At 44.3% G+C, this 26,460-nt stretch carries 22 protein-coding genes, 1 tRNA gene and 3 pseudogenes; 21 read left to right on the top strand and 5 right to left on the bottom strand.

Translation table 11 applies throughout. From position 1 onward, the window contains the following. From NIES593_RS05885 to NIES593_RS25745, 6 genes and pseudogenes are all read left to right on the top strand, one after another. Positions 1–1,284, top strand: coding sequence for a TldD/PmbA family protein (locus NIES593_RS05885; RefSeq protein WP_073598685.1), 1,284 nt, complete (start codon positions 1–3; stop codon positions 1,282–1,284). A 9-nt stretch (positions 1,285–1,293) separates the two neighbouring features. Then, complete coding sequence (locus NIES593_RS05880) at positions 1,294–3,069, top strand: FAD-dependent oxidoreductase (protein WP_073598684.1); 1,776 nt, start codon at positions 1,294–1,296, stop codon at positions 3,067–3,069. A gap of 19 nt (positions 3,070–3,088) precedes the next feature. Further along, positions 3,089–3,268: a hypothetical protein gene (locus NIES593_RS23440; RefSeq protein WP_139253635.1), complete on the top strand. Its 180-nt coding sequence runs from the start codon at positions 3,089–3,091 to the stop codon at positions 3,266–3,268. Further along, positions 3,234–3,434: pseudogene (locus NIES593_RS25750) on the top strand (IS982 family transposase); the annotation flags it as partial. The gene NIES593_RS23440 and the pseudogene NIES593_RS25750, both read left to right, overlap by 35 nt. Positions 3,435–3,546: 112 nt before the next feature. After that, entirely contained in the window at positions 3,547–4,548 is a 1,002-nt protein-coding gene (locus NIES593_RS05870) for a hypothetical protein (RefSeq protein WP_073598682.1), read from the top strand. Between the two features lie 170 nt (positions 4,549–4,718). After that, positions 4,719–4,919, top strand: coding sequence for a PEP-CTERM sorting domain-containing protein (locus NIES593_RS25745; protein ID WP_083602355.1), 201 nt, complete (start codon positions 4,719–4,721; stop codon positions 4,917–4,919). A 13-nt stretch (positions 4,920–4,932) separates the two neighbouring features. Here NIES593_RS25745 and NIES593_RS05865 read toward each other — a convergent pair whose 3' ends face one another. Together NIES593_RS05865 and NIES593_RS05860 are read right to left on the bottom strand one after the other, a co-directional pair. After that, positions 4,933–5,298 carry a hypothetical protein gene (locus NIES593_RS05865; protein WP_073598681.1) on the bottom strand — a complete coding sequence of 122 codons (366 nt, stop codon included), beginning with the start codon at positions 5,296–5,298 and terminating at the stop codon, positions 4,933–4,935. Between the two features lie 30 nt (positions 5,299–5,328). Next, complete coding sequence (locus NIES593_RS05860; protein WP_073598680.1) at positions 5,329–6,840, bottom strand: hydroxysqualene dehydroxylase; 1,512 nt, start codon at positions 6,838–6,840, stop codon at positions 5,329–5,331. A gap of 389 nt (positions 6,841–7,229) precedes the next feature. Here NIES593_RS05860 and NIES593_RS05855 point away from each other — a divergent pair, with 389 nt between their 5' ends. The 11 genes and pseudogenes from NIES593_RS05855 (at position 7,230) to NIES593_RS05805 (ending at position 17,811) form a co-directional block, all read left to right on the top strand. Further along, a complete protein-coding gene (locus tag NIES593_RS05855; protein ID WP_175561044.1) occupies positions 7,230–8,312 on the top strand; it encodes a phosphotransferase in 1,083 nt (360 codons plus the stop codon). A 24-nt stretch (positions 8,313–8,336) separates the two neighbouring features. After that, positions 8,337–8,686, top strand: a pseudogene (locus NIES593_RS05850) (cupin domain-containing protein). 105 nt (positions 8,687–8,791) lie between these two features. Next, the gene (locus tag NIES593_RS05845; protein WP_073598679.1) at positions 8,792–10,279 is read left to right on the top strand and encodes a hypothetical protein; all 1,488 of its coding nucleotides are present in this window, start codon (positions 8,792–8,794) and stop codon (positions 10,277–10,279) included. 140 nt (positions 10,280–10,419) lie between these two features. Then, a complete protein-coding gene (locus tag NIES593_RS05840) occupies positions 10,420–11,391 on the top strand; it encodes a glycosyltransferase family 2 protein (protein ID WP_073598678.1) in 972 nt (323 codons plus the stop codon). Positions 11,392–11,666: 275 nt separating this feature from the next. Next, on the top strand, positions 11,667–14,129 hold the full coding sequence (locus tag NIES593_RS05835) for a single-stranded-DNA-specific exonuclease RecJ (RefSeq protein ID WP_073598677.1): 2,463 nt from the start codon (positions 11,667–11,669) through the stop codon (positions 14,127–14,129). A 234-nt stretch (positions 14,130–14,363) separates the two neighbouring features. Next, positions 14,364–14,663, top strand: coding sequence for an RNA recognition motif domain-containing protein (locus NIES593_RS05830; protein ID WP_073598676.1), 300 nt, complete (start codon positions 14,364–14,366; stop codon positions 14,661–14,663). 277 nt (positions 14,664–14,940) lie between these two features. Beyond that, positions 14,941–15,297, top strand: coding sequence for a HesB/IscA family protein (locus NIES593_RS05825; protein WP_073598675.1), 357 nt, complete (start codon positions 14,941–14,943; stop codon positions 15,295–15,297). Between the two features lie 100 nt (positions 15,298–15,397). Next, complete coding sequence (locus NIES593_RS05820) at positions 15,398–15,820, top strand: tetratricopeptide repeat protein (protein ID WP_073598674.1); 423 nt, start codon at positions 15,398–15,400, stop codon at positions 15,818–15,820. 23 nt (positions 15,821–15,843) lie between these two features. Next, positions 15,844–16,719, top strand: a complete 876-nt coding sequence (locus tag NIES593_RS05815) for a M48 family metallopeptidase (RefSeq protein WP_073598673.1) — start codon at positions 15,844–15,846, stop codon at positions 16,717–16,719. Next, positions 16,698–16,782 (top strand) — tRNA-Leu (locus NIES593_RS05810). Before NIES593_RS05815 ends, NIES593_RS05810 begins: the two co-directional genes overlap by 22 nt. A 339-nt stretch (positions 16,783–17,121) precedes the next feature. Then, the gene (locus tag NIES593_RS05805) at positions 17,122–17,811 is read left to right on the top strand and encodes a hypothetical protein (protein ID WP_073598672.1); all 690 of its coding nucleotides are present in this window, start codon (positions 17,122–17,124) and stop codon (positions 17,809–17,811) included. 58 nt (positions 17,812–17,869) lie between these two features. Here NIES593_RS05805 and NIES593_RS05800 read toward each other — a convergent pair whose 3' ends face one another. The 3 genes from NIES593_RS05800 to trpC form a co-directional block, all read right to left on the bottom strand. Beyond that, positions 17,870–19,024 carry a pyridoxal-phosphate-dependent aminotransferase family protein gene (locus NIES593_RS05800; protein ID WP_073598671.1) on the bottom strand — a complete coding sequence of 385 codons (1,155 nt, stop codon included), beginning with the start codon at positions 19,022–19,024 and terminating at the stop codon, positions 17,870–17,872. 197 nt (positions 19,025–19,221) lie between these two features. Beyond that, positions 19,222–19,503: a DUF5340 domain-containing protein gene (locus NIES593_RS05795; protein WP_073598670.1), complete on the bottom strand. Its 282-nt coding sequence runs from the start codon at positions 19,501–19,503 to the stop codon at positions 19,222–19,224. A 133-nt stretch (positions 19,504–19,636) separates the two neighbouring features. Beyond that, a complete protein-coding gene (trpC, locus tag NIES593_RS05790) occupies positions 19,637–20,521 on the bottom strand; it encodes an indole-3-glycerol phosphate synthase TrpC (protein WP_073598710.1) in 885 nt (294 codons plus the stop codon). A 162-nt stretch (positions 20,522–20,683) separates the two neighbouring features. Between trpC and NIES593_RS05785 the strand changes: the two genes are divergently transcribed. The 4 genes and pseudogenes from NIES593_RS05785 (at position 20,684) to NIES593_RS05770 (ending at position 26,355) form a co-directional block, all read left to right on the top strand. Then, positions 20,684–20,941: a DUF6737 family protein gene (locus NIES593_RS05785; protein ID WP_073598669.1), complete on the top strand. Its 258-nt coding sequence runs from the start codon at positions 20,684–20,686 to the stop codon at positions 20,939–20,941. 62 nt (positions 20,942–21,003) lie between these two features. Continuing rightward, positions 21,004–22,242, top strand: coding sequence for an urease accessory protein UreH domain-containing protein (locus NIES593_RS05780; protein ID WP_083602346.1), 1,239 nt, complete (start codon positions 21,004–21,006; stop codon positions 22,240–22,242). 644 nt (positions 22,243–22,886) lie between these two features. Beyond that, a pseudogene (locus NIES593_RS05775) lies at positions 22,887–23,800 on the top strand (glycosyltransferase family 2 protein). Between the two features lie 266 nt (positions 23,801–24,066). Next, positions 24,067–26,355 carry a PP2C family protein-serine/threonine phosphatase gene (locus NIES593_RS05770; RefSeq protein WP_073598668.1) on the top strand — a complete coding sequence of 763 codons (2,289 nt, stop codon included), beginning with the start codon at positions 24,067–24,069 and terminating at the stop codon, positions 26,353–26,355. Positions 26,356–26,460: the final 105 nt, after the last annotated feature.

Below are 26,460 nucleotides of genomic sequence, written 5' to 3'. Positions count from 1 at the left end.
ATGACCATTGACCTGCAAAAACCGATCGATTTAGCGCTAAAAGCAGGGGCTAGCCACGCAGAAGTCTATCATTCTCGCGCCTTGTCTCGACCTGTCTTTTTTGAAGCCAATCGACTCAAACAGTTAGAAAGTTCCCAATCGGAAGGAACGGCACTTAGATTGTGGCGAGAGGGATGTCCGGGGTTAGCCGTGGCGTATGGCGAAGTAGATCCAGAAGTCTTAGTAGAAAGAGCGATCGCGCTTTCGCGCCTCAATCCGCCAGAAACCATCGAATTAGCCGAAGCGAGGACGGCTATCTATTCAAACGTCGGAGAAGAGGTAGCTGTAGAAAAATTGGTCGAAATCGGCAAGAACGCGATCGCGCAACTGCGAGATGCTTACCCGGATTTAATTTGCACTGCGGAGTTAGAAAGCGAACGAGAAACGACGATTTTACTCAACTCTCAAGGACTCCACTGCGAATACACCGACACCTCGGTCAGTTATTTTCTCGGCGTGGAATGGGTTAGAGGAGAAGATTTTTTAGGCATTTACGACGGGGAATACACCAGAGGTTCTCTCAATCCCGACAAAGTGGTCAAGCAGATACTACAGCGCTTGCAATGGGCACAAACCAATGCTCCCCCTCCAACAGGGCGCATTCCCATTTTATTTACTGCTAACGCGGCAACGATGTTATGGGGTACGGCAGCGGCAGCGTTAAATGGCAAATCAGTTCTAGAAAAATCTTCGCCCTGGAGTGACAAACTCGGCGAACTCGTCGCATCCGAGATGCTAACGCTTTCTCAACAACCGGATAAGGAACCCTATAGCTGTCCCTTCGATGACGAGGGAACGCCAACCCAAACCCTTTCTTTGATTTCCCAAGGACGAGTCGAACAATTTTACACCGACCGAACCACGGCGCGCGCGCTAGGCACTCAAAGTACTGGAAATGGATTTCGTCCTGGTTTGGGTCGCTATCCTACACCAGATTTAGTTAACTTGCTAATCGAACCCGGTAAAGGTTCTCTAGAAGAGTTAATCGCCCAATTAGATGAAGGATTACTGGTAGATCAAATGTTGGGCGGCGGTGCGGATCTTTCTGGCGATTTTTCGATTAATGTCGATTTAGGCTATCGAGTTGAAGGCGGCAAGATCGTTGGGCGGGTAAAAGATACGATGGTAGCGGGCAATGTTTACACGGCATTAAAGAAAATAGTTGCTTTAGGCGGCGACATTGATTGGAATGGTTCTTGCTATACGCCTTCGTTAATCGTGCAAGGATTGTCGGTAGTGGGATAACTCAAAAGAATGATCGCTCAACTCAGCACTGATGTTCTCGTTGTTGGCGGAGGAACGGGAGGAACTGCCGCCGCTATTCAAGCTGCCCGTCGCGGCGTTCAAACTATTTTGGTTAGCGAGTTCGCTTGGTTGGGCGGAATGCTGACGGCAGCAGGCGTTTGCGCCCCCGACGGCAATGAATTAGCCGCCTTTCAAACCGGGCTGTGGGGGGCTTATTTGCAAGCTTTAAGGCACAGACAAACGGGAGGATTAGATAACAGTTGGGTTAGTCTGTTTGCCTACGATCCTCGCACAGGAGCGAAAATTTTTGCCGATTGGGTCAAGCAGCTACCGAATTTACATTGGATTAGCGGGCAAACTCCCCTAGAAGTTATTCGTCGGGGCGATCGCATTATAGGAGTTAGATTTGCCGATTATATTATTAAAGCCAAAATTACTATCGATGGCACAGAGTTAGGAGATTTACTCGCTTTGGCAGAAGTTCCCCATCGTTGGGGTTGGGAGTTACAAAGCGAATTTAACGAACCTAGTGCCCCTACCTGTTTTAACGAACTAACTAATAAATATCCCGTACAAGCCTCTACTTGGGTATTCATTTTAAAAGATTACGGAGAATCTCCCTCTCTCCCTCTCTTTCCCTCCCCCCATTTCTCCCTCTCCCCCTCTTCCTTCCAGGGTGCCTGGAGTAACTATGGAGGAGAAAAATTTTTAAATTATGGGCGGCTTCCTGGGGGATTATTTATGATTAATTGGCCCATCTGTGGTAACGATTATGGAGAGGGAATCGGACGTTTAATTGAATCCGAAACATCGCGGCAAGAATTTCTTCAACAAGCATATTGGTACAGTTATAACTTTGCCCATTTCATTCAAACAGAATTGGGACAACGCTATAGTCTAGCCCCAAATATTTTTCCGCAAAAATCATTACATCATGCCTTCGCACTCCATCCTTACTATCGAGAAAGTCGAAGAATTAGAGGACAAGTAACGATCGCAGAACGCGATATTTTACCAGTTAATGGCGGGTGCGTTGCAGCATTGCCGAGAACGGAAAATGGAGAAGTCAGCGCGATCGCAATTGGTAATTATGCTAACGATCATCACTATCCCGGCATCAACTTTCCATTGCAACCTAAATCGATTCGTTGGGGCGGACGTTGGACGGGTACGCCTTTTACGATCCCCTATGGTTCTCTAGTACCAAATGCAACAGAAGGCTTGCTGGTTTGCGAAAAAAATATTTCGGTTTCCCACATTGCCAATGGTTGCACCCGCTTACAACCCGTCGTGATGAATATCGGTCAAGCGGCGGGTATGGCAGCGGCATTATGTATCGAGTTGAATTGTCAGCCGCAAGAAATACCAATTAGAAGCCTTCAAGAAGCATTATTAACCGATTCTATTGCTCCCTCTGCTGTTATTCCTCTGTTCGATCTCCCACCCGAACATGGCGATTGGCTTTACTGGCAAAAATATTATTTAGACCATCCAGAAGACTATCCGCTAGATGGAAATTGCCATTGTCAAGAGATAGTTTTTGAAGCACAAAATTGTAGTTATTTTACGGGAGTCTTTCATGCACGTCAGCATCAGCAATATAACATTACTTTAACCGAGCCAACCCAACAAGGAAAGAAAACCTGGTCGTTAATTACTACGCGCCCTGAAGTGAATCTGCAATTACAAAATTGTAGGAATGGTCAGTTAGTTTCTCTGTTGGGACAATGTAATTTTTCTGGGGGATGGTTGGTCGTAGAAAAAATAAGGATATCACTAACCTGAGTTCCGGATAAGGAAAAGGATGGGTAGTAAGCTGAAAGTACCAACAATTCAGATAACCTGTCCCATGTTTAGTTTATACCATTTGATAGTCGATCGCCCTCACCCTCAACCCCTCTCTCAAATAGGGAGAGGGGAGAAGAATGTCGATCGCGAAAACCTGAAAATTGGTATTAGACGTTTTATTTTGTCATGTAGATGATTTTTGTCAAGAGTTTGAAGCAAAATGGCCAGAGAAACTGTTAAATCATGGAGAACAGCAGCGACATAGGGCTAAAAACCTCTTTTTAAGCGAGACAATGACGATTTTAATTGGTTTTCATCAAAATCATTTCCAAAATTGCCAGCATTTTTATCTATACCAGGTACTAGGGGTTGTTAAATAGCGATCGCATATCTTAAAGAGCAATATGCGATAGGTACGTTAGAAATAAAGATAGTGCAGCTTTGAGTTTTCTTCTTGGTCGAGGAGTACATCAAATGGATGTAGAGTGGCTAGAAAAATGTCAGAAAAGTTCTCATAGAGCATTAGCATGGCTAACACAAAAGATTCAGTCTGATGGTTCATACGGTCTTAAAATCGGCGATCTGGCTTGTTATTACAAATCTCCTTACCTATTTTATCTATCTGGTCTGAGCGAGGAAGCCAGTCTCATTTTAAGGACAATTAAAACCAGATTTTTGCAGCTAGATGGCGATTTTAAGACATCATCTGATTTGAAAAGCGCCAATGATGCTTTTGAGGAATATTGGGCATATACAAATGCTTGGATTGCGATCGCGGCTCAAAAAATGGGACGCTTTGATGTTGCTACGAAGGCATATCAGTACCTTAAATCCTTCTTCCATGAAAAGAACGGAGGATTTACTACTAATAAACCTTACGGTAAATCAAATAATGTTGTAGATGTCCTGACAACCGCTCATCTTGGATTAGCTGCTTTGTATTTTGGCGAACTCGATCGAGCTAAAAGCGCAGGGAATTTATTAAAAAAGTTTATCTCGATGCAGCCAGAGCTAAAATCGGGTTTTTATCTTCGTTTAGATGACAATGGTGAACTTATAACTAATTATGCTCACGAGAAAGAGATCTTTTATCAAGTTAGTGCCGTTAAACCATTACAAGCATATTTTATGATTGGATACCCCATCGCCTTCTTAGGCAAGCTTTATCAGGCAAGTAATGAAGATGGCTATCTAGATTGTGCTAAAAAGTATCTTGATTTTGCGCTCGACTGTCACGAAAACATTCGGGAATTTCATTTTAGTCATAAGGTAGCTTGGGGTTCAGCAGTCGTGGCTAATCTGACTAGAGAAACACGATATATCGATTTGGCTAAAAGCATTGTAGATTATCTTTTGAACATTCAAGATCCGAGTGGTGCTTGGTTGAAAGATGAACCTCCCCACGTTTCCTTCGATCAAACAGCAGAAATTGCCATATGGTTGAGAGAAATATCTACAGAACTAATAGGAATATAACTGAATGGCACTAAGAATTCGTGAGGAGGACGGGTTGAGTCAGTGTTCGCTAACGTACGCGGCTGATGCTCCCATCAATCATAGATGCGATCGCAATCCTTGAAGAAATTGAGCATGATTTGAGTCATTTGAGTCAATGGTATGGCAATTGTCGGTTAGTCGTATAAAGTCTGGCTAGAGAGAATAGTGAGGTAGCTTTAATCGTTGTCAGTGCGATCGCCATTTCTATTATTATTACTTTTGGTCAAGCTTATCATTGCGATCCCACTCAAGCATATCAGACGCAAGAGATTCCCGAACCCTCAACCGTCATTGGGACATTCCTAGTGCTGGAATTGGGAGTTTTATCTAGAAAGCAAAAAGCAATTTAAAATCCAAGCAATTTTATTTTTTAGTTTCTGTCGAGACAAATATATTTTTGATATCTTCTATTACATCTATAATATCTTGACAAGAAACTTTTAAAAGAGATAGGATACCGATCGCGATAAGAGTCGTTCCAATCAAGAAATTATTATCGTATAAAACTAATCCAACAATAACAATGAAATAGGGAGAAATAATTCTGCTTATTTTTTCTACTGTATTAACAAGTTCAGAACTCTCTTGGGTAGGTTCTCGATTGGAGCGATCGAATAACTCGAACTCTTCCGTTTTTTCTTCTGTTTTCGTTAGTTGAGATGACATCATAGTATCTAGCAAATCGGCAGGATCGGAGGGTTTATTTTCTTTTTGCGGTTTTCCAAACATTTTCTAATTGCGTCTCCCATAACATCTTTACTATGGTAGCCAAAAATTCGGCAGAAGATTCTTACCGATCTCGCGTACTGTTTTATTAATCGTTCGCGCTATCTGAATATGGGGTTCGTCTGCTTCTACTGGAATGATTTTTGCCGCTTCTCCTATGCCAAAGCGTTCGATAACAAGATTTGCCGCCTCCAAACCCGTCACGTAGGCTTTTTCTTGCGACCAAGAACCATGATTGGTTACAATCCAATCGCCACTCATAAATAAGTTAGGAATGCTAGTTTTTGCTCTCAGGAGATATTGATAGCTACCTGGGGCAAAATGAGTCACTCCTTGACGAACTCGAATAATACTTCTATCTACGACTTTTGCCTCTCGAAATTCGGGAACGCAAGTAGCTAAATCTTGATGAACTTTTGCCACAATTTCTTCGTCTGTCATAGGCAATAATTGATTGGCATGATAAAAGTCGGCTTCGACTACGCTACCCGATTCGTGTTTGTATTCATCCTGTAAAGTATTGAGATCGAAAAATGTCCATCCCGTCGTGGGATCGAAACCAAAACAAGCATTAGATGGCAGAGGAATACTAATCTTGCGATCGAACCACAACCGTACGGCTAATACATCAATTCCTCCCAAATTCATTAAATTACGAAATTCTGGATAAGCATTTAATGTCTTACTACCCGCGACAATCTTTTTAATTCCACTGACGCTAACGGCAAAAATTACGGCATCTGCATCGAAAGTTTCTTCTCCACAAACAACGGCTTTAGCATTACCCATTGCATCTAAAATAATGTCATCAACTCGTTTATTCGTGAGGACTTTTCCGCCTATTTTTTCTATCTTCTCCACCCACGGTTGAAAAATTTTTTCTCCCACCGTTCCCCGACACCAAACAACATCAAAATCGGGTTGATGAGCCAATATAAAATAATAGAGCATTCCGAGGGCAGCAGCAGCGCTACATTGTTCCCCTGGTGCAAATAAACCCACCAATAACATGGGTTCAAAAGAGTCTTTGTATAATCTTGCAGAAACCCCAAATTGCTTAAATAATTCCCTGGCAGTTACTCTGTCATAACGCTGCCACGCTTCGTCAGAATTATCGAAATCGATAACGGCATAGAGAAGGGGTAAGGCAGAGAGTCTATCGACTAGAGGTAAGCGTTTGAAGCAAGTATAAAAGAAAGTTCCCAACGGCGTCGGCAATCTTGGTTCGTTTTGAAAGATAGGGGATTCAACTTCCAATCCCGCCGGAGAATATTGAGAGGAACGGGTAAAAGGAGTGAAGGGATTGAGTCCTAATTCGTTGACGAGACTAAAAATGTTTTGATAGGGATACCAAAAACCGTGAATTCCTCCTTCTACAGAACGTCCGCCGGGAGTTTTCCATCCGGCGACTAATCCGCCTGGATAGGGGGCAGCTTCTAGGAGAGTGACATCGTATCCTTGTTTGGCAAGGTGGTAGGTTGCCCCCAATCCTGCCCAACCCGCACCGACGATAACGACTCGTTTTTGTGACGATGTTTCTGACATCCTCGTACCTGCTAAGTTTCTTGTCCTAGCATGCCACGATCGTAAAGCTGCGTGAAGCCTAGACCTAGACAGATAGATTTATTGACAAAAGCGATCGCATCCCCAACTATAATCTTTTTTCTTTGTTTATCCAACAAAAAAATCGATAGCGCGATCGCAACTTAAAAAAATCATTCTGTCAAAGTTGTGTTTGTAGCTAAAGATACGACAGTTTTGCCTGGGGTATTCTAAATTAATTTAAAAAGCTTTTTAGTGCAAAATTGTCAAAAACTTATGCATTAAGACAAAAGCAAAACCTGTGCTAGAAACGATCCTTTCTTTAAAAGATTTACAAAATTTAATAAATAGTTATTTTTCTTATTAAATAGTTATAAAAAATATTTTATTGAATGGTGCAGATGCTAAACATCGGGGGAGAAACGCACGTGAACTTATTATCATCTCTAGAGTTACTAATACCTGAAAGGCAGTCGAAAACCAAGAAGCTGAATAGTACCTTTCCTACTGTCTGTTCTACACTTGCCCCTGGCGCTTTAGCGTCTTTAGTCTATTCAGACTATGACGTTGAACTTATCAAAAATTGTCTATTTTGGCGGCGGGGATTGAGCGATGTTTATTTAGTAGAAACCTTATCCAAGCCTTATATATTAAGGGTTTCTCACCATCATTGGCGATCGAAAAACGAGATCGATTTTGAACTAGAATTGCTGGAGTTTTTACGCGATCGCCAAATCCCTGTTGCGTCTCCTCTAAGGACAAAAGAAGGAAATTTATCGGTTGAAATTGATGCCCCTGAAGGAAAACGCTATGCAGCTTTATTCCATTATGCGCCAGGAGAAATTGCATTAGGAGATTTCAATCATACCCAAAGTTTTCTTTTAGGAGAAACCGTTGCCAAGCTACATCAAGCGACTAAAGGATTTAGGACGGTTGCCTACCGCCAACCGCTAGATTTAAAACATTTGCTCGACGATTCGCTACAAATTATTGCCCCATTCTTGCACCACAGACAGCAAGATTTGAAATATTTACTAGAAGCGATCGCTTTGATTAAAAATCAACTAAGCAGTCTGCCAGCCAAATCGCCTTATTGGGTGGTCTGTTGGGGCGATCCTCATAGCGGCAACGTTCATATTACCCGCAATAATCAAATGACACTCTTCGATTTCGATCAATGCGGGTACGGATGGCGCGTTTTTGACATCGCTAAATTCTGGCAAGTTGGGTTACAGACGGGTTTGAGTCGCACTATCAGGCAAGCTTTTCTCGATGGCTATCGTTCCTATGAGAAAATTACCGATATAGAACTTGAGTGTTTGCAAGCTTTAACGCAAGCAGCATATATTTGGGCATGGGCGATCGCGCTCGATCATGCTAAATTTTACGACTATAGCAGGTTGGATAAGAGTTACTTCTCGCAACGGTTGGAACGATTTAAGCAGTTGAATTGCAAAGATTGGCAATTATTTTAGCCACTCTAGCAATTAGCAATACCTATGGCTAATATTTTTGACTTACCTTCATTCTTGCCCGACGAAGAATTCTTTGAGCCTTTACTATCGGCTAATAACCTTCTTATAGAACGCATCATTTCTACCGGACAAAATACCCCACCAGGGCAATGGTACGACCAAGAAAAAGATGAATGGGTAATTCTTCTACAAGGAGAAGCAGAACTTTCCTATGAAGATGGTTCTAGAATCCAGCTTAAAGCAGGAGATTATCTGTTTATCAAAGCAAAGCCCATCAAAAACATCGAGTCGAACATACCACGGTCAATCCTCCCTGTATTTGGCTAGCCATTCATGGAAATTTAAGTAGAGAAGCGCAACTGAAAATTGAGTAGTTTGAGTTAATAGCTGTTGGGTAGCCGATAAGCTATATTGATTGAGTTAGGCTCGGTTTCCAAAAAGCTGAAGTGCTTCCATAACAGCCTCGATAGAGTATTTCCATGACAGATAAAGATGAAATTTACTCTCTCAAACAAGACGATCCAGATAGCAACCAACAGGTATTCAAGATTTCTCTAGCCCTTGGAATTGGCGTAGCGTTAATTTATTTAGCCTTTTTAAAACCCGGTATCTGGGGCATCGATGGCAACGATATGTTCTGGGTCTCTTACTCGATAGTAACCGAAGGAAACTTCAGTACCGGACCGCAAATAGGAGTACCCGGGCGCGGCGGTGAATATTACTCGATCCGATATCCTCTGCTACCTATCCTAGCCACTCCTTTTGTTGTCGTTGGCATTGTGGTAGGGAATATATTGGGACTCCCCACGCGCTACACTGCTACCCTCTGCGCCCTTGTCCTGCCCCTTTTGCTGACGGCTATTACCACCTCCTTAGTTGCTTTGCTAGCCCTGCGAATGGGAAGCTCAAAAAGAGGTGCCTATCTGGCTGCTATAGGCTACGCATTCGGTACGACTGCCATAGTTTACTCTCGCGAGTTTTTTGCCGAACCTCTACTGGCTTTATTGACGACTGCTAGTATCTATCTGGCTTTAGGAAAAACTTATCGAGAACAGGCAGGGGCGAGTATTCTAGCCGGTTTAGCCATTACAGCCAAACCCGCCGGGATCGTTATCGGACCTCTGGTGTCTTTTTATTTTTTGTGCAAACAATATTCCTGGCGAACCGTTATTACTCCCCTCATGGGGACGGGAGTGGGCATACTTTTCTACATGGGATACAACTACTTGCGCTTTGAAAGTTTTTTTGGTAGCGGTCAAAGTAGCGATCGCATTCAACTATCAGGTATGCCAGAACGATTGCTCGGCATGCTTTTTAGTCCTGGGGCTGGCGGTGGATTGATTTGGTACTGTCCGCCTACGATTTTGGCAATTTACGGATTTCGCAAAGCCTTTAGAACGAAACCTCTAGAAGCCCTTCTGCTATTGGGAATCTTTTTAGGTTATTTAGTACTTCATTCCTTTTGGATCTTCAGGGGCTGGAATTGGGGACCGCGCTTTCTCGTTCCTGCCCTGCCCGCACTCTTAGCCTTAGTCGCAGTTCTAGAGAAGAAATGGTGGGACTGGATTGTTGCTTTGACTTTACTAGGGTTGTTTTGGAATGCTCCGACCTTAGTTTCCTATTATCAACGTTACTATGCTGAGGCTAGCGATCGCGGCGATTTTGCTAAAGCTATAGCTTTATGGGGAGATCCCCTAGATGCACCGCTATTCAACGCTTGGGGGGCTGCTTTCCGCCAACTGGGCGCTGCCTTTACCTCGAATGTGGCTGAAGTAATTCGCGGCGTTGGCGAACCTCCAGGAAGCGGCAATTTGGCAAGTTCGGATCTTTTGAGAATCGTTGCTGTTTGGTGGTGGGTTTTGCCCGCTGCAGGTATCCCTATTTGGGTAGGGTTTGTCATTGCCATCATCCTAGTCGGACTGGGGATTTGGCTATTGGTTCGAGGCTGGCGGGAGATGGGGGAGTAGGAGGAGTGTGGGGAGAGTTGGGAGTGTCGGGATAGAGGGAGACAAGGGGACTGAGAGACTGGGAGACAATTAACTACTAACTACTAACCAATCCAAAATCTAAAATCCTTTCATTCAAAATCGAATAACCAACAACTGAAATGAAACTGATTATTCAAATTCCTTGTTACAACGAAGAAGCAACGCTAGGATTGACCCTTTCTCAACTCCCCCGTCAAATTCCCGGCATCGATCGGGTAGAATGGCTGATTATCAACGATGGTAGCTTCGATCGCACTGTAGAAGTTGCGAAAGCCTGCGGTGTCGATCATATCGTAAACTTCGACCACAACCAAGGCCTTGCCAAAGCTTTTATGGCAGGAATAGAAGCCTGTTTGCTAGCAGGGGCGGATATTATTGTCAATACCGATGCCGACAATCAGTACTGTGCCGACGATATTCCGAAACTGATCGAGCCTATTTTAGCAGGGACGGCAGAGATTGTCGTTGGCGCTCGACCCATTCAAGATATCAAACATTTCTCTCCTGTCAAAAAGTTCCTACAAAAATTGGGAAGTTGGGTGGTTCGCATCGCCAGTAGAACCGATATTCCCGATGCGCCGAGCGGTTTTCGCGCCATCAGCCGCAATGCCGCCCTCCAGATGAATGTTTTTAACGAATATACCTATACTTTGGAAACGATTATTCAGGCAGGACAGAAGGGAATGGCGATTACTTCCGTTCCGATTAGGACTAATGATTATTTGCGACCGTCGCGTCTGGTTAAAAGCATTCCCTCTTACATCCAGCGCTCTATTGTGACGATTATTCGCATTTTTATGACCTATCGTCCCCTTCAGTTTTTTATGACGCTGGGGAGCGTGCCTTTCTCTTTAGGCTTTATTCTCTGTTTGCGCTGGTTGACGCTATATTTAGGAATCTTTGGCGATAGCCCCGAAAAACCCCGCGTTCCCAGTTTGGTGTTTGCTGCGATCCTGATTCTCATCGGCTTTCAGTTATGGATGTTTGGTTTGGTTGCCGATTTGATGTCGGTCAATCGAAAGCTTTTAGAAGATATTCAATTGAGGTTGCGTCGCTCGGAGATAGATGCAGCTAGCAAACGGCGATTTTAGGTTTTTTCTCTTGGGGCTAGCCGATAAAATTCTAGATAGATACACGATATGTTGAGATTAATTAAAAGCGATCGCTTTTTTCTTGAATTTGTGATATGTTATTGAATAATGGAAAATGATTGTTTGTTACAATATCCCAAGATCCCTATTATGAATAAATTGACTTAAAAATAAAATAACATAAAAACACTGCCCAAACAATAATTTCTGCCATTTTTCTTAACTTAAAAAATAGCAAAATTATCTCTAGACACAATCCAAAATATCGCTTGACGATGCTTCAACCGCAATGGCAAATTTCACCGCTACAAGAAATTCCTACCTGGTTTATTGAAGCCATTCGATTTTATACGCCTGGTTCAAACGGAAAGCATGCAGCACAAATTTTGTGGCAGCGGGGAATCCGAGAGCATCAACAATTAATCGAATTTCTCGATCCAAATGCCTATCGACCCACCAGTCCTTTTGCCTTTGGACAAGAAATGAAGCGAGCAATTCAACGTCTTTTAAACGCTCGCGAGAAAGGAGAAAAAGTAACAATTTGGGGAGACTTTGATGCGGATGGAATAACAGCCACTAGCGTTCTTTGGGAGGGATTGGGAGAGTTTTTTACCCAACACCAACAACTCAGTTATTATATCCCCAATCGCCTCACCGAATCTCACGGTTTAAATTGTGCGGGAATCGATAAATTAGCAGCATCAGGAACGAAACTCATCGTTACTTGCGACACGGGAAGCACCAATCTAAACGAAATCATTTATGCTAACCAACTAGGAATAGATATTATTATTACTGACCATCATACGCTTCCTGAAGAAAGACCTCCAGTTATTTCTATTATCAATCCCCGCTATTTTGCTGAAAGTCATCCCTTATTTCATCTCTCTGGCGTAGCCGTTGCCTATAAATTAGTAGAAGCGCTTTATCAAACTTTCCCCGATATTCCTCAACAACCTATAGAAGAATTATTAGATTTAGTTGCAATTGGTTTGATTGCCGATTTAGTCCAATTGAGTGGAGATTGTCGCTATCTAGCCCAAAAAGGTATTCAAAAATTACAACAACGATCCTCCTCAGACAGAAATCAGAAGCCAACTCGTCCCGGCGTCACTTTTTTATTAGAATTCTGTCAAAAAAATGGCGATCGCCCGACAGATATTTCCTTTGGGTTAGGACCGAGAATTAACGCCGTCAGTCGCATTCACGGCGAGGCGAGTTTCTGCGTTGAATTACTTACCAGTCGAGATGCCAAACGTTGTAAACAATTGGCAGAAGCAGCAGAATTAGCCAATACCCGCCGCAAAGCATTGCAAAAAGATGTTATCGAACAAGTCAAAAAGCAACTATCCCGCATTGATTTATCGACTACAAGCGTAATAGTTTTAGAAGATTCTCAATGGCAAAGTGGCGTATTGGGATTAGTTGCAGGACAAATCGCTCAGGAATACAATCGACCAACAATTTTATTAAGTGTTGCCGAGGATGAGGAGAGGGAGACGGGGATCTGGGGCAGAAGTCGGAAGTCGGAAGTCGGAAGTCGGAAGTCGGAAAGCAGGGGAGACGGGGGGATTTCTGAGATGGGGAAAAAATTACCTAATCCCCAATCTCCAATTCCCAATCCAAAATCCAAAATTGCCAGGGGTTCTGCGCGTTCTGCTAACAATATTAATTTGTACGAGCTAGTAGAATCGCAAGCTCATTTATTACATCGATTTGGAGGTCATCCTTTTGCAGCGGGATTGAGTTTGCTTGCAGAAAATATTCCTTTATTTCGCGAAGCGATTGATTGCCAGTTACGTCAAAAATACACAAACTTAGCTTTAAAGCAACCCATTATCCAAGCCGATTTAATCGTAACAGTTTCTGAATTAGGGAAATCTTTGTTCCGAGAACTGAAATTAATTGAACCTTGTGGTATGGGAAATCTGTCCCCAAAATTATTAATTAAAAACTGTTGGTTTGAGAACGTTCGGCATCAGAATACTCAAGATTTTAGAGGAGAAAAAATCCCCTACATAAAAACAACTTTTAAAATTTGGGATGATTCTAGCAAAAATGGTTTTCCTGGAATGTGGTGGGGACATTATAAAGACGAAATTCCTTTGGAACGACGTTGCGATGCAATTGTCGAACTTGACTTTAATACCTATGAAAAATGTTATGAAGTGCGTTTAATTGATATCAGACCGAGCATTCCTTTGACAGAATTCATAAGCAATTTCGTTGAAGACTCTTTGTTCGATCGCAGAAATAGCCAGAATTCTTGCGAGCTTAGAATTCCTAATTTACCATTTAAACCGATCGAAGATTGTCCTACGAGTTGGAATGAAATTCAGAAAGAATATCGAATTGCGATCGCACAAAAAGAAAAACTCGCTCTGGCTTATCAAGCACCACAGCCAATCGATCCCCATCGAATTTGGCAACAGTTAATCGGTATTGCTAAATATCTCAATCGCACGGGAAAAACCATTACTCTAAAACAATTACAAGATAAATTAGAATTGAGCGATCGCACCCTCGCCCTGGGTTTAGAAGCACTTTCTCAGCTGGGTTTTAAGTGTCAAAAGCACGATGGTTTTGTGCAAATCCATTATTGTTACTCCGAGATTTCTCAAGAAATGAAAATGACAATTAATCGATTCATAGAAGCCGTCAGAGAAGAGCAATTTCAACGTCAATATTTTTCTCAAATTCAACTCTCAACTCTACAAGAAAATCTGACTTGTTATTAAGGCTCTAAGTTGGCAATATTTCTATTAAGCTACATTCGCGCCAATCTACTAATCTAAAAAGCATAGCTAATTATCAAGTTAGAGAAAAATCAATCAATTAACTGCGTCACGACCCGCTTACCTGTGTTAAACTTTGGGCGTAAGAGTTAAATTCGGCAATGCAGTTCGTTCTCCCTCTATTAGGTAACGTCTCTCCGAATCTAATTCTTGAAATTTTCCGCTCGGAGAGACATCATGTCCATCTTTATTGGTAATTTACCCTACGAAGTTAGTCAAGACGACTTAAAACAAGTTTTTGCAGATTACGGCACTGTCAAAAGCGTAAGACTACCGATGGATCGAGAAACAGGTCGCGTTCGCGGTTTCGCTTTTGTGGAAATGGATACGGAAGCTGAAGAAACTGCGGCTATTCAAGCCTTGGATGGGGCTAAGTGGATTGGGCGTAGCTTAAAAGTTAGCAAAGCCAGACCTCGTGAAGATAAACGGTCGTCTTCTAGCGACAGAGGCAACCAAAAATATTCTCGCCGCTACTAAAACTTTTCTTGGCGTACTAAAAACCCAGATTTCGATAATATATTCATTAAAAGCTGGTAGTTTAATTGGTACGTTTTTTATCGTAGCAGTGTTTTTTTTAAACTTCTTAATTGAACTCGGACGGTCTTTCCGCCGAGTATTTTTTTAATCAAATTGTTAAACTTAGAGGAATTCAAGAATAAGAAGTTATTTCAATCAAAGAGATCGATCTAAACTCGTTATCATAGAAAATAAAAAAACTTTAGTAGCCGATCGCTATTAGGAGTCACTCAGACAGATGACACAAACAACTCAGACCCAATCAAAAGGAATTCAACTGTCACAAGCAGCACTCAATCACGTTCTTAAATTGCGGCAACAACAAGGAAAAGACCTTTGTTTGCGGGTTGGCGTTCGTCAGGGCGGGTGTTCTGGCATGTCTTACATGATGGATTTTGAAGACGTTAGTAAGATTACCGAACACGATGAAGTATTTGATTATGATGGTTTTAAGCTCGTGTGCGATCGCAAGAGCCTTCTTTATCTCTACGGTCTAATGCTCGATTACAGCGATGCCATGATTGGTGGTGGATTCCAATTCACCAACCCAAACGCCTCTCAAACCTGTGGTTGCGGTAAATCCTTTGGCGTATAGCCTAATTGGCTTTTGTTACCTCAATCGCTTATTCTTAGTAATCGGGACAAAACTTATTTGTCTCGATTACTTCCATAAGAGCGAAAAACATTAACATCGGATGACTGACTCGGCTACTTCCCTTCTAGAAAACGGCATAGAACGCTACAAAGCTGGCGAAAAACCAGAAGATTTAATTCCTGTTTTTCAGGATATTTGCGATCGCGCTTCCAAAAATGCAGCAGCGTGGTCGAGTCTAGCTTGGTTATATCTCTTAACCGATAAACCCAAGCTAGCATTAAAAGCTGCTCAGAAAAGCGTTAAACTCGATAGTAGAGCGCCACAAGCCCGCATCAACCTGTCCGTAGCCATGCTGGAGACGGGAACGGCAGGCGTTCGACAACACATCGAAGCAGCCCAACAAATGATGTCACTCGACGCGCAAATCCGTCAAGATATAGAAGAAAATATTGAAGATGGGTTAACCAGAAAACCTGACTGGAAAAGCTTAGAGCGAGTCAAAAGCTGGCTGCTAACCTCATAAACTAGAGTATCGATCGAGCAGCTATGGGATTCTCTAAAACGCAACTAATCGGTCTTAGGGCTGACGACTTTCGCCATCCCCTAGACCTACAAGCCACAACTGCACTCAAACAATTACCGGGATTGGACATCCTGGTTCGCAGTCTACTCGGTCCGGTAGCAGAACAATTTTTCTATCTCAACAATATCGCTTCTAGCATTCTCGTTGGGAAAAATCAACTACCCCACCTGCATAAACTACTACTAGAAGCCTGTCAAATTCTCGATCTAGAACCGCCTCAGCTATACGTTCAGCAAAACCCCATTCCCAACGCCTACACCTTTGCTATGCGAGGGAAACAGCCTTTTATAGTCTTGCATACCTCACTAATCGAGATGCTGACCCCAGAAGAAATTCAGGCAGTAATGGCACACGAGTTGGGACATCTCAAGTGCGAACATGGAGTTTACCTGACCCTAGTCAATATTGTGGTGTTAGCAGCAGGTTTGCTGCCAAGTTGGGGAGCGGTTATCGCTCAGTCTTTAAGAGAACAATTGCTACAGTGGGTCAGATGTGCGGAATTTAGCTGCGATAGGGCTGCACTCCTAGCCATTCAAGACCCCAAGGTGGTCATGTCAGTGCTAATGAAACTGACTGGCGGTTCCCCTACCCTTGCGCCTCAATTAAACCTAGATGCCTTTATCGAACAAGCTAGGGCATACGACGCTATTAGCGAAACCGAATTGGGTCAGATGCTCAAAACCGCTCAAACCGCTCAACTAACTCATCCCGTCCCCGTCCTGCGAGCTAGGGAAATCGATCGCTGGGCAAGCTCTCAAGACTATCAACGCTTGTTGCAACGTCGCCAAATAGAGTATAATCAAAAGGCCGATTCCAAGGGCGGATGGCGAAATTGGTAGACGCAGCAGACTCAAAATCTGCCGCCCTCTAAAGGCATGAGAGTTCGAGTCTCTCTCCGCCCATTATATTTGCAAAAATTTATAAGATTCTACCTCGCTCTCTTAGTTTCCCAGGGTTAGTTAGCAATTAGCGATCGCGAATTTTCTAGTCCCCACCCACTCAAGCGACAGTTGCCCATTTCACGCGCGGGATAGTCATCTGTCATTAGGGGAAAGGGGAAAGGACAAAGGACTTAACAAATAAGGCAACGTCGAGCTTGAGGTTATAAATAAGTATTTATACTGACCGTAATTTTGCGGATACTGGCACAAAATTCCGCTTGCGTAATTCTGTAGTTTTACTGGAGATTTTTCTCCTTCGTTCTGAAAAACTTGAAGGAAAAGACTTGAGAAACTTCGGGTATGCGCGGGCAAACTAGATTGAGTATCAACAATAACGATGTCATCCTTTATCGCGTAGGCAGCCATTGGAGCGCTAGAGTAATCAATATCAATAAAGAATACGATGGATTTGCTTCCAAAAAGACAGCGATCGCAATTCTGACCGATTTGTTGCCTTATGTTTCTTGCGAAACGCACTTGCTTGAGGAATTAAGGGAAATAACGCAGCAATACAAAAAAGACAAACAAGCCAAAAAGCGATCGCATCCGGTAAAACGCCCTCACGATCGCATTTTGAGCCAGTACGAAGATTCTAATGCCTATACCCAGATTGGTTTAGTATTGCGAGAAATCAGCAGCCACGCAATCCTTGCTCAAAACGATGACGAAGCTCGCGATCTCATTTTAGAACATCTTGAGGAACTCGCTGAAGATGACGGGTTAAGTTGCGATTGCGCCTCGTTGTTGTTTGACGCTCTCGACTATGCCGTTACGGCGGCTTTAGGGTGGGATGCTTCAACGGTAATTCAGTTTGAAGACGAGCGTTTGGGCGATTGGGAAGCGAAATCCGATGAAATTTTTGAAAAAGCTAAAGCGCTTGCCGACTCCAACATTTCTAGGTTAATACGGCGATTCCCCAATCTCGTCAGAGCGTGCGATAGTTATGCCCAAGTTCATCGTTCTCGCATTCACCGGATTTGGGAAAGCTAAAGGCGCGAATGCCCCGACTTAGCCGACGCTAAAAGTCGGGGCATGGGGAGTTCGCACCTCAAACATTAGCAAATGCACTAGCCGCCGCCGCAACGCCAGCACCGGGCGAAAAGCTTTCATAGCCTAATTCAATCAAAGTCGCTTCTAGTGAGGCAATAGCGGCTAAAATATCGCGATCGCTCACAAATCCCAAGTGCCCGATGCGAAAGATTTTCCCTTTGAGATGGTCTTGTCCGCCTGCTAGGGCAATATCGTATCGCTTTTTCATTACCGAGCGAATTTTTTCGGCTTCTACCCCGATTGGCGCAACTGCCGTGATGGCATTACTAGCCGCTTCGTCGGAGGCAAACAGAGGCAATCCTAGCGCCTTAATCGCCGCACGAGTGGCTTGCGTTAAGCGCCGATGGCGGGCGAAAATATTATCTAACCCTTCTGATCTCATCATCTGCAAAGAAGCTTGCAGCCCGTACATAAGATTCACGGGTGGCGTGAAAGGAGAGCTGTTTTCATCGGTTGCTTTCTTATATTTCTTCAGATCTAGGTAAAATTTAGGAAGTTTAGCTGTTTCGTAAGCTTTCCAGGCTTTCTGGCTGACTGAAACAAAACCCAAACCTGGCGGAATCATATATCCCTTTTGCGATCCCGAAGCAACGACATCCAAACCCCACGCGTCGATAGGAACGTTCGTCGCGCCCAAACTGGTAACGGCATCGACGATAATCAAACTTTTGCCGTGGTTTTTGACGTATTGATTGATGGTTTCTAAATCGTTGAGAACCCCGGTGGAGGTTTCTGAGTGAGTGATGATAACTGCCTTAATCTGCTTTTGGGTATCGGCTGCTAATTTTTCGCCAAAGGCTTGTGGATTGAGGGCTTTACCCCATTCAGCGGTAATTTCTTCAACCTGCAAGCCAAAAGCTCTGCTTATCTTCGCCCAGCGATCGCCGAATTTTCCGTTATTTCCTACCAAAACGCGATCGCCCGGACTCAAGAAATTAATAATCCCGGCTTCCATTGCCCCAGTTCCGCTAACGGTCAGCATCAGGACATCATTGTGAGTCTGGTGCAGCCATTTGAGATTTTCTGTCAATTCTGCTATAACTTTGCTAAAGTCGCCGCTTCGATGACCGATGGGATGCTTTGCCATCGCCAGCAAAACTTTTTCGGGGACTGGCGTAGGTCCCGGAATCATTAGCATATTTTTGTCTTCCATTCGATTATTCCTCTCTGTTGGCACTCTAGATCGGTAACGAACCGTATTTCCCCAGCTTTTAAGTTAAGGGCAAGCTCCTCATCTTATCCCATTTTTTTTCTTCATGCAATCGGCAGAAATAAGAATAGGCACTCGTTTGCGTCAACTTACACTATAAAAACAAACATAGTTTGTCTTGCCATTTATTAATTCTTAATTCAAGATTCCTCACTCTGTTTCGTTTGAGCGGCTAGTAAATCTGGCGATTCCCCTGGACAACCGCTATTGAGCGACCAACGATGCTCGAACGATACATAGGTTTGTTGACAGGTGGCTTCTAATTGTTTTTGTTGTGCGAAGGCTTTACGCAGAGTCGCAATCAGTTGCTGAACTTGGTCTCTTAGCACCGGGTTTTGATTGGCTGCAAATAAGGTTTGGCGTTCCAATAATTGCAGCAGTAATTCGTAGTGTATGTGAGAAGGAAGGGGAAGTGGTTCCATAAAACCTGCATCGGGTTAAAAAAGCCAGCAAGAATTACAAATAATAGACTTGTAATTGAGCTGACCGATCTTCGGGCAACTGTTTGAAGTTAGCTAGAGCAAAAGCATTAGCTAGCCCTTGGTTAACTTTATTTTAAGTAGTAAACAATGCCGCGATCGCTTCTTTGGGATCGGGTTGTTTGACGAGTGACTCTCCAATTAAAACGGCATCGGCACCCGCATTTTTGACTAAATTGAGATCGGCAGGCGCATGTAATCCAGATTCGCTCACCACTAAAATATCTCGCCGTTGCAGTTGTTCTCGCCTTGCTTCCAACAATTGACAAGTCGTTTGCAAATCGACAGAAAAATTTTCTAAATTGCGATTGTTAATTCCGACTAAGCGAATGCCTTCGATCGCCAATACCCGATCTAACTCTGTCAAAGTATGGACTTCGACCAAAGCTACCATGCCTAAAGCGTTGATAATTTTGACAAAGTACTGCAAATCCTCGTCATTTAAAATAGCAGCAATGAGCAAGACGGCATCGGCTCCCTTGCTGCGAGCGAGATAAATTTGGTAGGGATAAATAATAAATTCCTTGCACAGTAAAGGCAAATCGACTGCTTGACGGACTAGAGCTAGATTGTCAAAACTTCCCTGAAAAAACTTTTCATCCGTCAACACCGACAAACAACTAGCCCCCCCTTGTTGATAGGCAAGTGCAATTTCCACCGGATCGAAGTCTTCGCGGATGACTCCTTTGCTGGGAGAGGCTTTTTTGACTTCTGCAATCAGAGCGGGTTGGGTTTTTCCCTGCTTGAGTGCGGCAAGGAAGTCGTAAGGAGACGGTAAATCTTTGACCTGCTTGCGCAACTCCAGTAAAGGTAATCGTTCGCGCAAGCGATCGACTTCTTTTTCTTTATGCCAAACAATCTCCTCTAAGATATGCTGGGGATCTCCGTCGGGCACTCGAACGGTATAGCGCAGGTTTTCGACTTCTACAGCAGGATTTGGGGGTCTTCTTCTGATTGGCATCGTTTTGGGTAAAGCGCGTTTGGACGGAAGCAACTCCCTATAGTTTTTCAGATTTACGCTCTATTTTAGCTTTTGTCAACCCGATTCTCTGAGATGCGATCGCAAAATACGCTATACAAAAAATGGATATTACATACAAACAAGCCTTAGGAATTCCTCATTTTGTCAGAGCCAAAATCTTTTAATGTTTGGAACTATAAGCCTTGGTGGTGTCAACCCTGGTCGATTTTACTAACTGGAATTTCGATTGTTGGCGGCAGCTGGCTGTTAGTCAAAAACCTTTGGATTACCGGGGGGTTATCCATTTCCGTTCTCCTGTGGTGGAGCTATTTTCTCATTCTCTATCCGCGACTGGTGGAAAAGGTATTCACGAGCAATTCTTCAACTGCTGAGCCTCAAACGAATCGCTTTGGATCTTAAAATCGCGATCGCTTCTAAAAAAGTCTTACTCAAAGTAGCATTAGATTAGTAGAAAAAAGTCATTGCTCCTCTTGGATACGACAGCGATCGATCTGCTACTGATAGCCACCCTGGGATTTTTAGGGAGTTTCGGTCATTGTGCGGGAATGTGCGGTCCGTTAACCGTGGCATTTTCCCTATCGCAGCAGCATTCAGAAACCCCGAATTGGCGATCGCATCTGGGATTTCACCTACTAATCAATTTAGGACGAGTTATCAGTTATGGATTGGTAGGCGCAGCGTTAGGTGGGGTTAGCGAAATTTTAATCGATCGCTCTCAATTGTTAGGAATTGGTAGCGAACTGCGTCAGGGAGTGACAATTGTAACGGGAACGATCTTGATTTGGTTTGCCCTCGGACAAATCAAGCCCGATTTTTTGCCGCCGCTGCCGATTTTACATCCCCTGCAAGCCTTGCATCGGCGCTTAAATACTGCCATGCTGCGACTGTCTGTATCGGAGCGTTGGTGGACTCCGGCTTTGCTAGGGCTACTTTGGGGGTTGATTCCCTGCGGTTTTCTCTACGCAGCGCAAATCAAAGCCGTAGAAAGACAAGAGCTTTGGCTAGGTGCAGCCACGATGCTAGCCTTCGGATTGGGGACGATGCCGATGATGGTAGCAATAGGCGCATTGACCTCGCGGCTGAGCGCTAGCAAGCGCAGCCAGTTGTTTCGCTTGGGAGGGTGGGTAACGCTTGCGATCGGGATTTTAACCCTCTTGCGAACAGACGAAATGGTGGATTTGACCGGTCACGCCGCTCTTTTATTGCTGATGCTAGCCTTGATAGCTCGTCCCCTCAGTGGCTTCTGGGCAGCTCCGTTGCAGTACCGAAGAGCGATTGGGGTGGGAGCTTACGTGCTGGCGATCGCCCATACGGGGCGCATGCTCGACCATTCTTTCAACTGGAACTTGGGGGCTATCTCCTATTTGCTGCCGATACATCGAGTTGGAATGGTGACGGGCGCGATCGCGCTATTGTTGATAACTCCTGCCGCTTGCACCAGTTTCGACTATTGGCAAAAAATGTTAGGCAAGCGCTGGCGACAGATTCATCTTTTGTGCGTTCCGGCTTTAGGGCTGGCAGTCATTCATACTTTACTCCTCGGCTCTCATTATTTGGGCGAGCTGAACTGGGATTGGGGCGATCGCTGGCGTTCCGTCGGGCTTGTCGCGATCGCTGGGGGAGTTCTGTTGTTAAGATGGCGTTTATTTTGGTTACTTTTTTCACTAGATAAGTTTTACATTCGTCCTAATAAACATTAGGCTTCCTGTCTAAATCTTTACAAAAACTTTACGGTCTAATTACTACTTTTGGACTGTTGGAATTATGCACTTAAACACTTCTGTAAGGGGTTGAGCTTGGCCAAACCTCTATAAAGGAATGGGCTTTTTGGCAATCGAGTGCAACTGCTGTGCTATTGTCTTTCAAAGCATTATAATCCCGTAATCTATAGAAAATAAGCGATCGCTAAAGATAACCGCCCAAGGTTATTGTGAAAATCCTGCCGAAGAGGTTATAATGAGGCGCAACTCAGTCGATGAGATTGATTTTTAAAAAATTCCTAACCAATTAATATAAACGCCAAATTTTTTTTAGGAAAAATTATTGACAGAAACTAATGCTTTCAAGCTATTGTTTTGCCATAAATACCCACCCGCGATCGCGATTAAAAATTAGCCAGAAGCGGGATAATAGCGAGCCAAAGACCTCAGTATATTTACGATGATGGCACGAATAAATCCTTCTCAAAGAACCATAAGACTTTGAACGCAAACGATGCCAAATTTAGCTGACTAAGGCTCAGATGAATAAAAAAGCTCAGCAAAAGCACTGATGCTTGGCATTAGCTTTTTCGTTTACGAAGTAGATATAAGCCTAGCCATCGATCTAAAAAAAGCAATCATAGATGATATCTATATATATCCTGACCCATAACGAAGAAATAGATATAGCCGCTTGCATCGAGTCTGCGCTGCTGTCCGACGATGTTATAGTCGTCGATTCCTTCAGTACGGATCGCACAATTGAAATCGCCTCTCGCTATCCCGTCCGCGTCGTTCAGCACGAGTTTGAAAGCCATGGAAAGCAGCGCACTTGGATGCTGGAAACCATTCCCACCAGGTACGAATGGGTATATATCCTAGAAGCAGACGAGCGGATGACTCCCGAACTCTTTCGAGAATGTCTCAAAGCAAGTCAGAGTCAGGAATTTATCGGCTACTATGTGGCAGAGCGGGTAATGTTTATGGGAACGTGGATTCGCCGCAGTACCCAATATCCGCGCTATCAAATGCGTTTGTTCGAGAAAGGAAAAGTCTGGTTTAGCGACTACGGTCATACCGAAAGAGAAGTGTGCGACGGGCCGACAGGCTTTCTGAAAGAGACTTATCCCCATTACACTTGTAGTAAAGGATTGAGCCGCTGGATTGAAAAGCACAATCGCTACTCCACCGACGAAGCTAAAGAAACCCTGCGTCAGTTGAAAAGCGGAAAGATCGATTGGTACAGCTTATTATTGGGCAAATCGGAAGTAGAAAGACGGCGCGCTCTCAAAGATTTATCCCTACGCCTTCCGTTTAGACCGCTTTTGCGTTGGTTTTACATGTACTTTATACTAGGCGGTATTTTAGAGCGGGATTTGCTTGGTGTACCTTACAGGCATTTTACGAATACTTAATTCTCCTAAAAGTAGAAGAAATGCAGCAAGCATCGCGCGATGGCTTGAGCTTAGAGAATTCCGTTACCTCTTTCGAGATTTCCAGTTTTTCCAAGCTCTCGGAATTGGTTTCGGGCGATCGCTCCTCTAGTCAGCGCCAATAGCAACTAGACGGAACGTATTTCATCCAAAATTAAAGAGGGATATTTGACCGAGAAAGCAGATATTTTTCCTTTTTCGTTTTAGCTATCTTCAGCCTAAAAGCTTGCGTCAAAGATTTTCAAAGAAGTATTTCTGCATGGATTGCTAAAATTTGGAAATAACCTACCAGATCAAACCATCTTTAGATGCAGTTGAGTTTTAGGCAGCCTCCACAGAGGCATGCACGCAGCATCCAATTATCGATCGCCCAAGGGAGCGAATAGTTTTCATGGAAAATTCTGTGGCAACCATTCAATGTTCAAATCCCAGTTGTCAGGCACCCAATCTCCTAACCGATCGAGACTGTCACAAATGCCGAACGCCCATTGTGAGGCGCTATCTATGGACTGTAGGAGAGTGGAAGAAAGACTTTAGCGAGGGAGAGTTAATTGGCGATCGCTATCTTTTCGTTAGACCGCGCATTCTTCTCGACACCCAACCCGCCATCTCCCCCCTAACGCCAGAAGAAGTTCCCGATAACATTCTTCCTTATTTGAAGCTTCTGCCCTATCGACTGCACGTTCCTCAAGTTTACGGCTACCTCTCCAGTTCGGGCGAACGGACGGAGCCAGAGATTTGGTTATTAGAATACAACAGCATTCCGACCGACGAATCGGGCAAATTGAAATACGACGAACTCTTTCCCAAATTAACCGAAGTTTGGCACAAGGCAACTGGATTAAGACAACTCAACTGGTTGTGGCAAATGGCTCGCCTCTGGCAACCGCTACAGAATAGGGGCGTAGCTGCCAGTTTGCTCGCTCCATCGCTACTGAGGGTCAATGGACCCCTGATTCAGCTCCTCGAATTGCAGTCTGACCTGGAAAAGCAGCCAAGTTTGCATCAGTTGGGACAGCTTTGGTCTCAATGGATCGAGCAAGCATCGCCGAACCTGAGCGAGTTTTTACAAAAACTGTGCGAGCATCTAGAGCAAGGAAAAATCGAGCGAGCCGAACAGCTCGTTGCTCTTCTAGAAAAAGCCATAGGGCAAGCCGCTCGCCTGCAAGAGCGAACCTATCAGATTTATACCAGCACCGATGCCGGACCGACTCGCGAGCATAACGAAGATGCCTGCTATCCGCCCAGTGGCAAAATCGTTACGATTGGCGATCGCAACAGGGCACTAGCGATCGTCTGCGATGGGATCGGCGGACAAGAAGGCGGAGAAATTGCCTCGCAACTGGCGATCGATACCTTGGTTGAGGACATCGATCGCTCCCTCGGCAATGCAACCGAGTCCGATCCCAAAATTTACATGCAGGCAATAGAACGCGCCATCTGCGACACCAACGATTTGATTAGCGATCGCAACGATAGCGAAAATCGCCAGGAACGACAGCGCATGGGAACGACGCTAGTTATGGGACTAGCTCGCGCTCACGAAATCTATGTCGCTCACGTTGGGGATTCTCGCATTTACTGGATTACGCCGACAAGCTGCCATCAAGTTACCGTTGACGACGATTTGGCATCGAGAGAAGTTCGACTGGGCTACCTGCTCTATCGAGAAGCCGTGCAATATCCCAACGCTGGCGCATTGGTACAAGCTTTGGGCATGAGTTCATCTGCCTCGCTTCACCCGACGATTCAGCACCTAATTTTGGATGAGGACTGCGTTTTCCTGCTTTGTTCTGATGGGCTGAGCGATTTCGATCGCGTCGAGCAGTATTGGGAGAAAGAAATCGCTCCCATTTTAGAAGGCAAACGAGATGTGATGGAGGCGGGAAAACGGTTATTAGCCCTTGCTAACCAAAGAAACGGGCACGATAACGTAACGATTGCCTTAGTTCACTGTCAGGTGCAACCGAAAGCGGGTGCCGAGTCAACTCCTTTGGTCTATCCGGAATTTGAGGCTGAATCGAGCGACGAACCACCGTTACCCGAATCAGAAGACCTTGAGACGGACGAGGAGGCTGAAGACACGGTGTTGACCGCGCGATTTGAGGACGTCTCATCTCCCGAAGCTCCGCCCCAGCGCTCGCCATGGCTTTTAGTCTTGGCAATGGCTTCTCTTGGTTTGCTCGCCTTGGGTGGGGGCTATTGGTTATGGCAACTGGCAAACAGCAGCACAGAGGATACGCGAGTTCCTATCGTGACTTCCGATCCGCAAGGGACTCCAATTGTGCCCGAACCAACGGTTTCTTCCCAACTGCCGCTAGCAGCAGGAGACGCGATCGAAATCTTTAGAACCATTACGCTTCTCGACAGCCCGGCCGCTGAAAAAAGAGTGGGTGACGTACCAAAAGACAGCATGCTTAAAGTCGTGCAAACCGAACCCAATTCTACTTGGCTGAAGTTGCAAGTCTGTCAAGTCGATGAAAAAGTCACTTCCCATAGCATTGGAGGCGAGGCCTCTTCTCCTGAGGGAAAAGAGGGGTGGATCAAATTGGAAACCTTAAAGGAATTGGGGTTTCGAGCCATATCGCCTGCAGCTGACAACTGTCTTGCTACCGATTCTTCCGATCCTACCGAGGTGCCCTCTCCACCGCCATCGCAACCCGAACAGTTACCCCGTTGACTTATCATAATTATGACCGATTGGCAAGCAAGTTACTCAATTGAGAATTTAGAATTCTGCATTCAGAATTCATAGGAGACTGTGTAACAATACTTTCATAGCGCA

The organism is Hydrococcus rivularis NIES-593 (assembly GCF_001904635.1).
Taxonomy (GTDB): domain Bacteria; phylum Cyanobacteriota; class Cyanobacteriia; order Cyanobacteriales; family Microcystaceae; genus Hydrococcus; species Hydrococcus rivularis.
This window is presented reverse-complemented; position numbering and strand designations above follow the sequence as displayed.

Excerpts from the sequence above, each read along its gene's own strand:
- NIES593_RS05870 (WP_073598682.1), top strand. The coding sequence starts at position 3,547 with ATGGATGTAGAGTGGCTAGAAAAATGTCAGAAAAGTTCTCATAGAGCA.
- NIES593_RS23440 (WP_139253635.1), top strand. The coding sequence starts at position 3,089 with ATGGGTAGTAAGCTGAAAGTACCAACAATTCAGATAACCTGTCCCATG.
- NIES593_RS05805 (WP_073598672.1), top strand. The coding sequence starts at position 17,122 with ATGCGCGGGCAAACTAGATTGAGTATCAACAATAACGATGTCATCCTT.
- NIES593_RS05795 (WP_073598670.1), bottom strand. The coding sequence starts at position 19,503 with ATGGAACCACTTCCCCTTCCTTCTCACATACACTACGAATTACTGCTG.
- NIES593_RS05830 (WP_073598676.1), top strand. The coding sequence starts at position 14,364 with ATGTCCATCTTTATTGGTAATTTACCCTACGAAGTTAGTCAAGACGAC.
- NIES593_RS05885 (WP_073598685.1), top strand. The coding sequence starts at position 1 with ATGACCATTGACCTGCAAAAACCGATCGATTTAGCGCTAAAAGCAGGG.
- NIES593_RS05880 (WP_073598684.1), top strand. The coding sequence starts at position 1,294 with ATGATCGCTCAACTCAGCACTGATGTTCTCGTTGTTGGCGGAGGAACG.
- NIES593_RS05860 (WP_073598680.1), bottom strand. The coding sequence starts at position 6,840 with ATGTCAGAAACATCGTCACAAAAACGAGTCGTTATCGTCGGTGCGGGT.
- NIES593_RS05845 (WP_073598679.1), top strand. The coding sequence starts at position 8,792 with ATGACAGATAAAGATGAAATTTACTCTCTCAAACAAGACGATCCAGAT.
- NIES593_RS05840 (WP_073598678.1), top strand. The coding sequence starts at position 10,420 with ATGAAACTGATTATTCAAATTCCTTGTTACAACGAAGAAGCAACGCTA.
- NIES593_RS05820 (WP_073598674.1), top strand. The coding sequence starts at position 15,398 with ATGACTGACTCGGCTACTTCCCTTCTAGAAAACGGCATAGAACGCTAC.
- NIES593_RS05800 (WP_073598671.1), bottom strand. The coding sequence starts at position 19,024 with ATGGAAGACAAAAATATGCTAATGATTCCGGGACCTACGCCAGTCCCC.
- NIES593_RS05815 (WP_073598673.1), top strand. The coding sequence starts at position 15,844 with ATGGGATTCTCTAAAACGCAACTAATCGGTCTTAGGGCTGACGACTTT.
- NIES593_RS05855 (WP_175561044.1), top strand. The coding sequence starts at position 7,230 with ATGGTGCAGATGCTAAACATCGGGGGAGAAACGCACGTGAACTTATTA.
- NIES593_RS05835 (WP_073598677.1), top strand. The coding sequence starts at position 11,667 with ATGCTTCAACCGCAATGGCAAATTTCACCGCTACAAGAAATTCCTACC.
- NIES593_RS05825 (WP_073598675.1), top strand. The coding sequence starts at position 14,941 with ATGACACAAACAACTCAGACCCAATCAAAAGGAATTCAACTGTCACAA.
- trpC (WP_073598710.1), bottom strand. The coding sequence starts at position 20,521 with ATGCCAATCAGAAGAAGACCCCCAAATCCTGCTGTAGAAGTCGAAAAC.
- NIES593_RS05865 (WP_073598681.1), bottom strand. The coding sequence starts at position 5,298 with ATGTTTGGAAAACCGCAAAAAGAAAATAAACCCTCCGATCCTGCCGAT.
- NIES593_RS05770 (WP_073598668.1), top strand. The coding sequence starts at position 24,067 with ATGGAAAATTCTGTGGCAACCATTCAATGTTCAAATCCCAGTTGTCAG.